Here is a 15,252-nt window from a genome sequence, read left to right as displayed (position 1 = left end):
GTTCCGGTTTCAAGTTTATCAGATACGAGGGTAAAGATGAAGGCAGTTCGTTGGGCTGTATAGGGGTTCCGTCTGCATGGGGTTTTGGGAGATAGGAGTTGATTACTGCCTCGTCCTGTGCTGTTGCCGGGGAATAGTTCAACGTTATCTTCTTTCCTGCAAGCTCAGGAAGGCTTTTGGTGATGTTGATGGGAGTTCCCATGATTTCGTCATACATGTCCTTTATGACGTTAAAGTTCAGTTTGTGCCTGAGGGTGTCAGGGATGCTTGCATAGGTTGAACCTTTTACTATTGTTTTATAAGGCAATGTCCCTAATAGATAGGAGAACTCCTGCTTCTGTATCTCTTTCTTCCCAAGCACATCTCCCACTGTGGCATTGGGATAATTCTGTGTGATGTAATTCTGCACCTGCGTCTGGTAGTCAGTCATTGTCTGCTGGATGAAGAGGGAGTTTACATTGGTGACATAGCCTTCTGTTTCGTTGATGGTGGCCGTGGACTGTATCTGGTCAATGAACGATTGGGCGTCAAAGGGCACTGCTGTCTTTATGTCTATGCCTTGTGTATAATTGTATTGCTTGAAACTCGCATCCAAGGGTATCCAGGTGTCTCCCTGTCCTGTTCTGTGCCTTGCACCCCTTGACGGGATGTAATCAATCCATGCCTCTACCCATACATGCTCTACTCTCACATATTCGATTTTGCCGCCTACGGTCATCCCCTTTGTCGGTATCCTGGCAGATGCAAGAAGCCGGAGGGCTTCCATGGAATCCGTAAACCCTCCGATCCAGTTATTTACCTTCTCTATCGGTATCTCAACAGTCCCATAGACATACCGTGAGTGAATGCCTGAGGCCCTGAGAAGGGCAATTAATAGTGATGCTGTATCAAAGTCGTTGCACTGTTTTGTCTGCAAACAATAATCCGCTCCTTGGATACTTCCATAGGTTGGCACGTATTCGATGTTGTTCCTCACCCAGTTATATATCTTTGTCGGGTTGTGTCCGAGCTCCGCTGCCTTTGCCTGTATCGCAGGGGTGAATTTCACTTCGATGGTTTCGGCGAGGTCGGATGTGTTTGGAGGAGTTGCTGCTGCAAGCAGAATGTTCTGGGAGATTGCTTCACCTTCGGCTCGCAATGACATACTCGATAGCGTATCAGGAGACAAGAGACCACTTAATGAACCATTCGACGCGACGAGGACCGGCTTCTGCTCTTTGCTCACGGCTTTCATCTCTTTGCCTTCTGTGAATTCTTCAGGCTTTTCCCTCGGGTCTGTAAACACCGGCTCCATTGTCCTGTGAGGGAGTTTGTTCGGGTCGAGGGGGACATGTTTCTTCGGGGGTTTTACCTTCTCAAGGAACTTCTTCGTTTTCTCTATTGCGGTATCTGTCTCTTTCTTGTCTTTTCCCTTTTCTATTGCATCAAGATTGTTCCTGAGTTCATTGAGGTTATTGTCGTATTTCTTTACGAAGTCGTAATGCCGCTCCAGTATCTCATAGGGAAGCCCTTCGTCCTTGAGCTTCTTCTCGGTGGCGGAGAACTGTTTCTTCATCTCGACATCAAGGGCCTCGATCTCCCCTTTCTTCCCTTTTGCCTTGCCCTTTTTCGTATCTGTGTCGGTGGAGGTGTCGGAAAGGAACTGCTCAAGGTCATTCAGGGCCTTCTCAAGCTTCTCTTCCGGTTTTTGTTCTTTGGACTCTTGTGATTTTACCTGTTGACTGTTGCCTGCTGCCTGCTGGCTGGCTTTTACGGCATAGGCTATATCGAACACCCCTCCGAATGTCCAGGTGAAGAAACAGAGTACAATTGCTGATACTATCCTCAACGTTCTGGTATATCTTGAATTCATCGTTTTCCCTCCACGCTTAATGTATTACCCGTATGATGTCTACGCCGTCAAATGTCACTGTTCCCACAGTGCCTGTCACATGCACAGGTACACTGTCCCCGGCAGGCAGGATACTGATCACATCGCTCCTTCTGAACTTTACCTTGAGGTCTGGAATGCCGTCCTTGTCATGATCCTCAATGGCAAACGGCCATGCTTCTGCAGGGACAGTATTTGCAAGAAGGATCGAGGAGACCGTAATATCATTGACGTGGTATCCAGCCGGCAGTTCGATATACACTGTCACCCATTTGCCATTGCTCCCCTGGTTCAACGTATTGGGGTCAAAATCAATGGTAGCCGTGATGTGCTGAATTGGCAGATGTATTGAAAACGTTGCCGTCGCCATCCACTCGCCGTATCTGTCACCGTCAAATGCCCGTGCCCTCCACTGATAGGACGTGTTGTCCGCAAGTGCCGCTGTCAGTGTGATGGATGTTATCCCCGAGATGTGCTGCGGTACCCCGGCAATGGACTGTATCAGTGTCCCACTGCGGTATACCTCAAAGTCATAGGTCAGCGTATCGCTGTCCGGGTCTGTGGCATTCCTGATGGAGAGCGTGGGATTGAGTGTGTCGATGCTGCTTCCCTCATGAGGCGCATTAAGCAGCGGTGCCGTCGGTGCGTCATTGGCGGTGTTGACCATGAAGAAGGCCGATGACATCCAGGCGCTGTGGAGTTCCCCATCGAAAGCCCGTGCCCTCCACGTGTAGGTCTGGTTTTCCGTAAGTGTCACAGGAACCGTCCATGAGGTGATATCCTGGGTTTCTCCGATATTGGCTGCAGATGACACGAGGTTCATGGAGTGGTCATAGAGTTCGAACTCATAGGTCAGGACATCTCCGTCAATATCTGCTGCGTTATGCACAGAAAGCGTCGGGGTAAAGACGTTCACGCCTGCGCCGTCTGACGGATTTGCAAGGACCGGTGTGGTCGGCGCGTCATTGGCGGTGTTCACAAAGAACGCGGTGACTTCTGACCAGGGACTTTCAGCAAGACCGTCGGTTGCCTTTGCGCGGACGTAGTGCCGGGCATTATCGGTCAACCCTGCGACATGCCAGGTGGTCGTCCCCGTGCCTTCAGGGATCGTGGCTGACCGGATGAGATTCGGTGAATCAAAGGTCTGCACGGTATCGATCTCAAAGACATAGCCAAGGGGATCGTAATCAGCATCTGTCCCGTTGATGACGGTGATGTCCACCGCAAGGGCCGGGAGTTCTGTGGCATTGCCAGGTGACAGGACAGACGGTGCGGTCGGCGCGTCATTGGCGGTGTTCACGAAGAACGAGGCGGTCACCATCCACGGGCCTTCGATGAGCCAGTCATCGGCCTGTGCCCTCCAGTAATACGAGGTGTTCTCGTTGAGGGTGACCGGGACCTGCCAGGAGGTGGTCCCTTCGCCTTCGAATATCCCTATCTGTGATGTGACGATGTTGGTGAAGTCAGGGTCGAGTGCGACCTCGAAGTTATAGGTAAGCCCTGCGCTGTCCGGGTCCGAGGCGTTATTGACCACAAGCACCGGGGTTCCGGTATCCACCTCGGTGGCATCAGCCGGTGCAGACAGGGTCGGCGCAGTGGGTGGCTCATTGACAAGGTTTACCCTGAACATCGCAGGCAGCATCCATTCTCCGTAAAGGAGCCCGTCATATGCCCGTGCCCTCCAGGAGTAGGTACGGTTTTCCTGAAGCGCAACCGGCACTGGCCAGGAGGTAATATGTACACCTTCCTCTATAGCCTCTGATGCGGCGATGAGGGTCGTGAGCCCGCTGTCGGCATAGAGCTCAAACTCATAGATGAGATCGTCATCATTGGGGTCTGAAGCATTGTTGATGCTCAGTAGAGGGGTAAAGGTCTCCACATCATCGCCGTGTGCCGGTGAGGAGAGGGACGGCGCTGAAGGCGCTCCCTCCACACGGAAGTAGGTGCTCGCAAGGGTCTCGGTGACCCCGGAGACCGCTGCCCTGAGGATGACGAGGTAGTCCTTTGCGTTATAGCTGCTGGTAGTGAGCTGTTGGTTATTGGTGTAGGTGCTGCCCATGGTCAAGGCAGTCTGGTCGGTGAGGGTGTCATAGACAATAAGCTCGGTGACATGCACCGTAAGGATGGAGAGGGTTACCTGTGAGATGTCGATGTTGCCGATATTGGTGATGCTGTAGTGTATGGTTACCGGTGCTCCCTGGAGGATGCTCCGGGCATCTACCGAGATCTGCCCCCTGAGGAGTACCGAGGGCTTGATGTCACTGCTGATCATGAGATTCTTTGTGCAGGTTGAGAGTACTGTGCCGGCCTGATCCTTTACCGTAAGGGTGACCGGGTATGCGCCCGGAGGATTGGTGCCGGTATTCCAGTAGGTAGTGAAGGTGTGATCCGATAACGGGGTGAGGATGCCGATCGGGGTATCTTCGGTCAGGACGACGTGGCCTGAGGCATTCCTGATGGTGATGGTTGCGGTCAGGTCCGTGGAGATACTGTTGGCGCTTTCATTCGTGACGGTTGCGGTGATCCGTGCCTGCGCATTTGCTGGATAGGATATCTTATCAAGAACAAGGTTTGTGGTAATGCCCGATGAAGATATGATGCTGACCTGTTGTGACGTTCTGGCAACAGGGTGCATGCCGGTGTCATAGGCCGTTGCCCTGAGCGTATAGGTGCCGATCAGGGTACTGCCGGTGTTCCAGGTGAAGTTCAAGGTCTGTGCCTGTAAAGGATTCAGGGTGATGGATTGCGCGGGAAGTGTTGCCGCAAGGAAGCCGCCTGCGTCAAACACCCGGATGTCAACCTGGAGGGCTCTTGTTTGATTCTGGAGATCGGCAATATGCACGGTTATGAGGACATCTTCATTCTCCTGGTATTGTGATTTATCGGTTGTCTCGGTAAGGGTGAGGCCGATGGTGCCAATTAAGAGATCGGATGATGCTCGGTTGTTGTCTTCCCGCTGTTCGGTGATGGTGTGGTCAGGGTCGATGACAAGGCAGAAGCGGTGGTTGCCGGAGAAGCCGACGGTGTCAACGGGGAAAGTCACCTGCGCCTGGCCTCCGAAGGGGATGACGGGGAAGATCATCCGGGTACCAAGGAGTGTGCCGCCATTGTCCGGATTTCCGTTATAGAGGTTGACCTTAACGGACGCTGCGCTTGTACCCAGGTTATGGATGGTTGCGGTTATGGTGAACGGATCTCCTTCCTGCGGTGTCTGATGGGAAAAGGCGATGTCCGTTGAGGTGATCGTGAGGTCAGGAAGGGTCGGCGGGGTGACATCTACCGGTTTGAGGGTTGCATTGTTGTTTTCGTTGGATTCTTCGATAAGGTGCTGCGGGTCAATAAGGATATGGAGGTAGTTCCTTCCGGACTGGCCGAAGGTATTCCAGGGGATCTGTATATAGGAGGTTCCGCCTGCCTGAATGAAGGGGATCTGGATGGTTCCGATAAGGGTTCCGGTTGATGCGTCTCCGTCATAGACGCGGACTTCTATTGTATAGGCATCTGCATTGCCGATGTTGTGGATGACTGCGCCGATGCCCGCCTCCTGGCCTTCGATGGGATCAGGAGGGACGATGGTGATGTCGGACTGGGAGATGGCAAGGTCGGGGTTATACACAGGCGGTTCTGTGCCGATAGTGAATTCCGCTGATGCGATGTTGTTGCCTTCCCTGCATTCGTTGAACCGGTTGTCTTTGTCTGCAATGGCGTAGAGGGTATGGGTTCCTGCCGGAGGAGTGCTCCAGGTGATGGTGATATCCTCATAGGTTCCGGGATTGAGTGTTTTTGTGGTAACAGCGGTCCCGATAAGGAGACCGCCCTGGTTGGGGTCTCCATTATAGAAGGCTACCGGCACTCCTGCGTCCTGGTATACTGCCCCGCCGTTGCCGATGCGGACGGAGAGGGTTATGGATTGCGGGTAGTTGGTCTGGTCTATCGTAATATAGGATGCGGTGATATCCGCAGTCCCGATGATTTTTTCCGGCAATAGTGCATTGCACCGGTAGTTGTTGTAGACCTCCCAGTTGTTCTGCTCGTTGCGCGGGATGGTGCCGTCATCGTTGACATTGGTAATATGGTAGGTGTGCTGGTTCCAGATTGCTCTGGTGTTCGACCAGCTGTCATTCACATTTTCAAAAACACGGATGCCATGGACCCCCTGCCCGTTTACCCATGACCAGCTTGCATAATCGTTGGCGCTTACGATGATTTCTGCACGACTGTCATTGTCTATGTCAGCGACAACGGGGTATTCACAGGCAGTTCCCGAAGAATTGGGCGTGGAGAAGAGAACATAGCCGTCAGAGCCTCTGAAAATCCGCAGGTACTGGTTGTCGGCATACAGAATCTCCAGCCGGCCATCTCCGTCAAGATCAAACACCGTTGAGGATGCAACATTGGACTGATCGAAAATGGTGCTTTCCCACAGCTTGCTCCCATCGGCTTTAAAGACAATATAACGACTACCCCCCGCGACACCGATTTCGGGAATTCCGTCGCCATTGAGGTCTGCTATAGTCGGTGCACTTCCGGTGCCGCTGAAATATACAGCAGTCGATTCCCATTTGAGCGATCCGTCATGTTCCATGAGATAGGTTCTGAACCGTGAATTGAGGACGATCTCGGGATAGGGGTCTGCATCGAAGTTTCCGAGTGCATTGTATCCATCTGTGAAGGTAGTCCCCCATATACGCGTGCCGACGGAATTGTATGCTTTATTGCCGCCGACTAATTCGGGTTTGCCGTCAAGGTTGATATCTGCAACGAGCGAGATGGGATCCCCGGGTCCGCCACCGTAAATCCCCGACCACTTTAACGTGCCCGTACTGTTCAGCACATATGCGCCCGATATTATCTCGGGACTGCCGTCTGTATCTATATCGGCAATAGCAATTGCTCCCCATCCGGGTCCTCCGTATGGGTATGACCATTTGAATGTGCCGTCATGTTCAAACGCAAATATCCCGTTTCCGCTCTTTGGTGCGATGATTTCTATCAGGCCATCATGGTCAATGTCACCGACTGCGATATTCCCAACAGGAGAGGTTCTGTAAAGCGGTTCCGTTACGGTAAATAGCTCCTGCCCGTTATCTCCTCGTACCGCCCTCAGGACACCATCGCTGCCATAGTTGCTCCCCTTGAATGTCTGGAATATTACTGCAGGAATATCTCTTTCATCTATAAGTCCGTCTTCGTTGGTATCGATAATCCTGGCAACAACAGGGGTATGCATCACCTGGTTGTACTCAGGCAGGATGCTGCTTCCTGTCCATGCCCATTTCTGGACGGGCTGAATGGACTTGGCCAGCTTGGTCTCACACGCATCTGCCGTACCCGCAATATTGTTCATCTCATCGAGTTCGGAAATTGAATTGCCGCTGTCCACCATGATAAAGATCAGGTTGTCTCTGAAGAGGGTAGTACCGTAAACAGGAACTTGGAGCGTGTCTGTTCCGCCCGCCAAAAGATTGCCCGTATAAAGCATATTTCCTAATATGGTATCAGCGTCAGGGTCAAGGGTTTTGTTCCCGTTTCTGTCTTCAAACGCGGTGAGGGCAAAGGACTGGCCGGCATCCTGGGTGCCTTTATTTTCAATAGTGACGGTTATTGATCCCGAGAGGACAAGTGTCTGTGTATCGGTCAGCAGGTTCATCGTCGCAACGGAGGTGATGGTGAGGTCCGGTCCCTGAGGGGCTGTTATGTCGATGGGAGCAGATCCGATGTTGTTCGTTTCGCTGAGTTCCTTCACTGCATTGAAGGGGTCTCCCTGGACATAGATCTCGTAACTCCCTGTAAAGCCCGTGGTATTCCAGGACAGTTGTGCAACGGCATGGCTTCCCATAGCGATGGTCGGTATCGTCTGACTTCCTATGATAAGCGCTCCGCTTTTATTCGGATCTCCGAGGCTGAATTCCACGAGGACGTCGCTTGCATCGGCAGTCCCTGTATTCCGGATTGTTGCGGAGATGAGTACGGTGTCGCCGGTGGTCGGCGCAAAGGGTGTGAAGGTGATGTTTGCCGGCAATACAAGAATATCAGCCCCCGCCTTGGCTGCAACCTTGATCGTCCTGAATGCCATATTGTTGTATGATTCATTCAACTCTGATATGGTATTGAATGGGTCTGCCTTGATGTATATATCATTATTGCCTGCATGTCCGGTGCTGTTCCACGGGATGCTGATGATTGCGGTTCCCCTCGCTGAAATTGCCGGAATCGTCATATCAGTGCCGATCTGTACACCTCCTGCATCAGGGTCTCCACGGTAGCACTGGACCAGGACGTTGGTTGCTTCAAGCTCTCCTTCATTATGGACAGTTACTGTGATCGTGACGATATCGTCCTCAACAGGATTGGAAGGGCTGAAAATGATGTCACTTTTTGCGATGGACAGATCGATGTATCCGCTTCCTACCAGCAGGGTTCTGAAGGAAGTGTTGTTGGTCTCGTTCGTTTCCTGTATGGTGTTTTCTTTATCCGCAGTGATATATATGCTATGGCTGCCTGCCACGAAATTTGCTGTCAGCTGCACGGTCACGGAACTGCCTGCTCCTATGGTGGGGAATGTGGTACCGCTGATACGTACCCCTCCGGCATCAGGATCTCCATTGTAGATATCGATTGAGACATTTGTTGCCTCTGTCTCACCGGTATTCCTAACGGTAGCTGCTATATGCACCGGTTCATTGAACATAGGCGATACGGGGCTGAAGGTGATGTCTGCTGGGGTGATGTTCAAATCAGGCAAGGTTGCTGAGGTGAGGTTCTTTGATGCTATGTTGTCCTCTTCATCGAGTTCGTCGATGGTGTTTGATGGGTCTACTTTTACATATATTGTTCTTGCTGATGCGGTCGGGATGGTCCAGGAGATGCTTGTCGGTGATGAGCCGTACGCGGTAATTGAGGGGATGGTAGTCTCGCCGATAAATGTTCCGCCTGAGGATGGGTTGCCGTCATAGAAGTGGATTAGTACATTATCTGCCTGAGCGGGGCCAATGTTATGGATCGTTGCAATGATGGAGATAGTTTCGCCGACTGTCGGGGTTGGGTTGGAGAAGGTGAGGTCTGAGGATGAGAGGGAGAGGTTGGGTTTTACATTGGCTAATGCCCTTAGTGCCAGGGCTGTTGAATAGGGATCGTCTTCCCATGAGCCATTAGGGAGTTGGGTGGTTACAAGATAATTGATCGCATTCTGTATAGGCACCGGGCTGCCCTGTCCGCTGTCAATGAATGCGGACAGAGAAAGGGCTGTTTCGTAGACGGTACTTGTAAGGGCGGGGTTACCCCCTCCCAATCCAAAGCCGCCGTCAGGGTTTTGCTTTGTGAGAAGATAGGCAACGGCGCTGTCGATCTCTGACTGGAGGTCATAGATGTCGTTGAATTGTATGAACGTGTGCAGTACTATTGCAGTCATATACACGTTGCTGTCGTCATCCTGATAAAACCCCCAGCCGCCGTCAGGGTTTTGGGTGTTCATCAGATACCCTAATGCATAGCTGATGGTATCCTGATCAGGGTGGTTGATTTTATTCAATGCCTGGAGGGCTAAAGCGGTGTCAAGATTGTTGGTTGCATAATCGTCATACCCACCCCATGCAAAGAGCATTTCATCAAGATATGAAAGGAGCAGATCGTCATCGGTTCCCGCAACGGAAAGGGCATTGATTCTTTCAGAGAGGTAATCGGTGGTATATAATCCTTCGGCCTGAAGCCATGAAACGGCATTCGAATAATTGACTGTTCCGGCTTGATTGAGAATCTGCAATGTCTCTATTATTGATACGGTTGAAGGCAGTAGCTCTGTATTTGTTATATCACTTCCCCATGAGCCATCGGTGTTTTGGGTGGAAGTGAGGTAGTTGAGGCCATTGGTGATTTCCGGAGGTTGGGCAAAGACTGATGTAATAAAAAGGAAATGAGACAAGAACAAAAAAAGTATTGCCTTCTTCATAATATTCCTCCACCCATGTCGATAATATTATTCACTAATGTTTTCGATGTCATCAGAGTTGCTTGCTAAATACCCAGTAAAAAGTTGCCTGTCCCCTTTTTTGTTTATTGAAAATATTGCACTTAAATGAATCAGGGTTTCATTTTTCCTTTACTTTTCAGGATATTATTAGCCTGTTGTTTTGTATTAGCATCAAAGGAATAGTGTGATCTGCGCCAGCGCCAGCCGCTTTGAAAGAATAAAATATCACCATCTGGATTCTCTTTGTAATGAACTACTAACCCAAGAAATCTAACTGCCATTTCCCATTTATATTCATCAATTTTATCCCATTCAAAGAATTCGAAATCCAAGATGATCCCTTTATCAGTGAATTGCAAGACATTTCCCGCTCTGCGTTGAAAAACTGCTAACGAAAGAACACCAAAAAAAATGATAACCTCCACTATAACTATCCATCCTATAAGATCAATTTTATGGCCTTTTAGTTCTTCCCCAAGATATACAAGTAATAAAGATGCTGCTATCAATGCAAAAATTAGGGATAAAACGATGCCATATATCTTTCTTTCTGAGCTTATTGATTTGATTGTCAATAATACTTGTCCTTTAGGACGATGTTGATACCTATAAAAACTGTAAAGTAAAGAAATTGAAAAAGGAACGGTTAAAATAGTGATTGTAAAAAGCAATAGTATTTCCATATTACTTAACCATTTCTCAGCATCCGAAGGCATCACATAATAAATCAGTAAATAAATCTGAGCAGTCTCCTAAAGGATTTTCTTCTAAAATTGGCCATTTCCCCTCATTTAGTCTGTATGCGTTCGCCCAAAGAAGAAATTCTACAACTGAAGCTGCTATAACAAATCCTATACTTTTACCTAAACGTGGATGTAAAGAAGCTATGCCAACAATCAAATTTATATAAGCGACAATTGAGGTCTTCCCTTTTGTCGGAAGATCAGAGCTTGATCTTCCTATATCCGAAAGAGCAAGAGCAAATGCAACATGATCAATCGCAACTGAAAGTAACGTTGAACACTTTTGTCCATTGCATAAAGGTACGGTATCAAAGAGTTGTAAAAGTGATTCTGTACAATCCCACCATCTTTCATCCTGCCCATCTGCGCCACCTGATAATCCCTGAGAGATAATATATCCAGCTGTGCCGTTGTTTGGATCCATTACAATGTAAGCTGTGCCTTCCCAACCATAATATTGAACATTAGCCTTTGGTATGTAGACAATCTTCCCAGCATTTACAGCATTGATAATGTCGTTTTTGGCATCAGTAAAAACTTGAAGCATAGGAAGTACAGAAGAAATATTCGATTGGTCTATCTTATAGTTGGCAATTCCCATTTCATTGGCTTGTTTAAGAATTTTGATAGCGGAGATACCTGGGAGTTTGTAGATTTGTTCCCAGAGGGCGTGTTCCATAGCTGATCCGTTCATACCTGATACGATATTGAACGTTATCACTTTATTCTTATCACCATCTCTTGCCTGAGTTGTATGAATATCTCTGTCCACATCAATAAAAAGCCCAGCAAATGATTGAGTTATTGGAGAGTCAAATATATAATGTACGGCTATATCTTCACCCACAATAGCAGCAGAAGGCAGCCTAACATCTACAATGTTAGCAAATCGTTCTCCTATCATGTTCATTGCATCTACTTCAGCGAAATAGACGGCCGCTAATAGGCTGAACCCTTCCTGTATTTTTCTATTCATATTTGGAGACGGCTCACTGTAAATCTGATTCAATACCTCTATTTTTTTGTCGAGCAATGATTTGGACAGCCAGCTAAGATCCAGTCCTATGCCAAGATAAGCGCCAGCTGTCTCCTTGTTTCTAATAATATCCGGAGGCCCTTTAGGCGAGATAAAAGTCATTACAAAATCTAAGTCTCTTCCGGAACCGACGGGAATGCCGGATACTTTCGTTTCGCCGCCGATTATCAGTTCAGGAGTAAGGTTTAGAAGATAAGGGGGTACTGTCTCGATATATCCATACTTCTGAATTAAAGCTTCATCGGCTGTGGTCGATGGTCTGTAGCTTAGGGTTATGCTTTTGTCAGTCAAAGATGCTGTTGATGCCGTATATGATAGATCTGGATCAATAGAATAAATGCTGTTGAATAACTGAAAAGTTATCCTCCATCGGAGGGAATCCGGCAGCTGAGAATACTTGTTGCCCACTGTTATTGTCTTATACGGAAGAGTACCTAATAGATATGGAAAGTCGTGTACTACTACTTTCTTTGAACCCACTATATCTTCAATGGTTTTACCTTGAAGATTTGTATCGTAATATTGATGGACACTTTGCACGTATTCCTGCATTCTCTGAAGTATTAATTCTTGTGGAACGTTTGATACTGACGAATTAATCGGATCAATCGTACTTCCAGTCAGAACTTCATCAACAAAATTTTGGGTATTGAACCCGACTGCTTGAGGAAAATCCATAGGCTCTTTATAGGCATACTGTTTAAAACTTGCATCCAGCGGTATCCAGGTGTCTCCCTGTCCTGCCCTGTGCCGTGCTCCCCTTGATGGGATATAATCTACCCATGCCTCTACCCATACATGCTCAAGCTGAACTGCTTTGATTGCTCCTCCTTCGGTTAGCCCTTTGACCGGTATCCGGGCAGAGGCTAATAGCCGTAATGCCTCCATGGAGTCCGTAAACCCTCCCAGCCAGTTCTTTACCTTTTCTATGGGAAGTTCTATGGTTCCGTATACATATCTGGCATGGATGCCTGAGGTACGGAGAAGGGCTATGAGTAATGATGCGGTATCAAAGTCATTGCATTGCTTTGTCTGAAGGCAGTAATCTGCTCCCTGAATCGAGCCATGGGTGGGAACATATTCAATATTGTTTCTTACCCAGTTATAGATCTTTGTGGGATTATGGTTGAGTTCTGCTGCCTTTGCCTGTATCGCAGGGGTGAACTGGACTTCGATGGTCTGTGATAAATCATCAGATGTTGGGGGATTTGCTGCTGCAAGGAGGATGGGTTCGTTGGCTGAAGCCAATAGACCATCCAGCGATCCGTTTGAAGCCACGAGGATCGGTTTATGTTGATTGCTTTTTGCCTGTTTCACCACTCCTTCGGTAAACTGTTCTGGTGCTGTCCTCGGCTCTATGAATACCGGTTCCATTGTTCTGTGTGGCAGTTTGTTCGGATCAAGGGGCGTGTGTTTCTTCGGAGGTGTTACCTTTTCAAGAAACTTTTTGGCTTTCTCTATCTCTTTGCCTCTCTCATTTTCTGTTTTTGCCTTGTCTATGGCATCAAGGTTATCCTTGAGTTCCTTGAGGTTGTCGTTGTAATGCTTTACGAAGTTGTAGTGCCGGTCGAGGATTTCCTGAGGTAACCCCTCATCCTTCAGTTTCTTCTCTGTTTCCGCAAACTGTTTCTTTATCTCCACATCAAGGGCATCTATCTCCGTCTTCTTGGTTTTGAGTTTATTCTTCTTCTCATCTTCTAAACTTCCCACCTTCTCAACTTCCTGGATTATCTGTTCGATCTCATCAAGCGTCCTCTGGAACTTCTCTTCCGGTTTTTCCGGTTTGCTCTGTTGATTGCCTTTTGACTTTGACTCCTGCCTGCTGCCTATTGCCTGTTGGCTGTTTTTTACCGCGTAGGCTATATCAAACAATCCTCCGAAGGTCCAGGTAAAAAAGAAGAGAATAAGAACAGCAATAATTTTTAAGGCAAGATTATGGTGTGCTTTCATCTGAACTCCCCCTTGAGACAGATTTAGCAACCATTATACACTGCCCCCCCCCCATCCCTTGTCAAGCATTTTTTATCTTGAGTACCAAAGAAGTTGAATATCGTTCATTTCCCCATGAGCCGTTGGGGAACTGGGTGGATAAAAGATAGTTGATCGCGTTCTGTATCTGCACCGGGCTGCCCTGCCCGCTGTCAATCAGTGCAATCAGGGCAAGGGAGGTTTCGTAGACGGTTGAAGGAGAACTGCCGAAGCCTCCGTCAGGGTTCTGTTTGGTTAATAAATATGCGGTAGCGCCATCGATCTCTGATTGGAGATCGTAGATATCGTTGAATTGGATGAACGTTTGCAGTACTATTGCGGTCATGTATACATTGCTGTCGTCGTCCTGATAAAACCCCCAGCCGCCGTCAGGGTTTTGGGTGTTCATCAGATACCCCAATGCATAGCTGATGATATCCTGATCGGGATGGTTGATTTTTTTAAAGGCCTGAAGGGCAAGAGAGGTGTCAAAAATCATGCTTGTGGAATCTGCATCCCCACCCCATGCAAAGAGCATTTCATCAAGGTATGAAAGGAGCAGATCGTCATCGGTTCCCGCAACGGAAAGGGCATTGATTCTTTCAGAGAGGTAATCGGTGGTATATAATCCTTCGGCCTGAAGCCATGAAACGGCATTCGAATAATTGACTGTTCCGGCTTGATTAAGAATCTGCAATGTCTCTATTATTGATACGGTTGAAGGCAGTAGCTCTGTATTTGTTATATCACTTCCCCATGAGCCGTCAGGGTTTTGGGTAGAGGTGAGGTAGTTGAGGCCGTTGGTGATCTCAGGGGTTTGGGCAAAGACTGATGAAAAGATGAGAAACTGAAATATGAATAGAAATAATAATGCCTTCTTCATAATGTTATCCCTCCAGCCATTTCGATAATATTAAAAATTTTTACTGAAGCTCTTGGTGTCTTTTCCTGTCTAATGCGTCAAGATTATCCTTAATTGCTTTGAAAAGTTCCAGTATTGGCAAGATGGTTTCTTGGAATCATATTTCCCCCCGGAAAGACAATTTGAGGCTAATATAGCAAAAGCCCCGTTTCCCTGTCTAATCATTTTGTGCTTTTTTATCAACATTTTGTGCGTTTTGAAAAAAAACTTTCTGGAGGGATAAAACTCCTTGTTTTGGAACGCTGCTGGGATGAGAAAAAGGATTTGTGTGTTTTATGAAAACCTATTCTGAGGAGGTGTTTTTTTCTGTTCCGAGGTCGCAGATGGTTTATTCAAAATGCCATAGATGTCTGCTCTGTGCAGATTCTGCGTTATAGTTCATTCTGAACTTTCTCGGTGAGGTGCCAAATACTTCCCTGAAAACCCGCTCAAAATGTACCATATTAGTATAACCTACGGATGCTGCTATCTTGGTGACGCTCAATTCTTTGCTGTTTCTGAGAAGTTCTGCCGCCTTATGGATTCTGATATGGTTCAGGTATGATTTCACGCTCTGTCCGAACGTTTCATTGAACACCCTGCTGAATCTGTGGATGTTCATGCCGGCTTTGTGCGCAAGATGCTCACGGTCCAATTCTTTGCTGTAATGGTCTTCAATGTAAAGCATTATGATTTCCATGATGGACGTTTCTGTGCTGTCTGCCGGTGCAAACGCATCGGGGTTCCTTTCCCCATTGAGCAGAG

At 48.0% G+C, this 15,252-nt stretch carries 6 protein-coding genes; all 6 read right to left on the bottom strand.

The genetic code is table 11. From position 1 onward, the window contains the following. Window positions 1-1,852, bottom strand: a 1,852-nt coding sequence (locus AB1552_14045) for a transglutaminase-like domain-containing protein (GenBank protein ID MEW6054880.1), incomplete at its 3' end; no start/stop codon positions are given. A 16-nt stretch (window positions 1,853-1,868) separates the two neighbouring features. Then, complete coding sequence (locus AB1552_14040; protein MEW6054879.1) at window positions 1,869-9,818, bottom strand: CARDB domain-containing protein; 7,950 nt, start codon at window positions 9,816-9,818, stop codon at window positions 1,869-1,871. 131 nt (window positions 9,819-9,949) lie between these two features. Next, window positions 9,950-10,522, bottom strand: a complete 573-nt coding sequence (locus AB1552_14035; protein ID MEW6054878.1) for a DUF5673 domain-containing protein — start codon at window positions 10,520-10,522, stop codon at window positions 9,950-9,952. 16 nt (window positions 10,523-10,538) lie between these two features. Then, the gene (locus AB1552_14030) at window positions 10,539-13,568 is read right to left on the bottom strand and encodes a transglutaminase domain-containing protein (GenBank protein MEW6054877.1); all 3,030 of its coding nucleotides are present in this window, start codon (window positions 13,566-13,568) and stop codon (window positions 10,539-10,541) included. 61 nt (window positions 13,569-13,629) lie between these two features. Then, entirely contained in the window at window positions 13,630-14,469 is an 840-nt protein-coding gene (locus AB1552_14025; protein MEW6054876.1) for a prenyltransferase/squalene oxidase repeat-containing protein, read from the bottom strand. Window positions 14,470-14,836: 367 nt separating this feature from the next. Continuing rightward, window positions 14,837-15,252, bottom strand: a 416-nt coding sequence (locus AB1552_14020; protein MEW6054875.1) for a helix-turn-helix domain-containing protein, incomplete at its 5' end; no start/stop codon positions are given.

Source organism: Nitrospirota bacterium (assembly GCA_040754395.1).
In the GTDB taxonomy this organism is placed as follows: Bacteria; Nitrospirota; Thermodesulfovibrionia; order Thermodesulfovibrionales; family SM23-35; genus JBFMCL01.
Note: the sequence above shows the minus strand (reverse complement) of the source record. Positions and strands in the feature narration are given on the sequence as shown.

Excerpts from the sequence above, each read along its gene's own strand:
- AB1552_14035 (MEW6054878.1), bottom strand. The coding sequence starts at position 10,522 with ATGGAAATACTATTGCTTTTTACAATCACTATTTTAACCGTTCCTTTT.
- AB1552_14040 (MEW6054879.1), bottom strand. The coding sequence starts at position 9,818 with ATGAAGAAGGCAATACTTTTTTTGTTCTTGTCTCATTTCCTTTTTATT.
- AB1552_14025 (MEW6054876.1), bottom strand. The coding sequence starts at position 14,469 with ATGAAGAAGGCATTATTATTTCTATTCATATTTCAGTTTCTCATCTTT.
- AB1552_14030 (MEW6054877.1), bottom strand. The coding sequence starts at position 13,568 with ATGAAAGCACACCATAATCTTGCCTTAAAAATTATTGCTGTTCTTATT.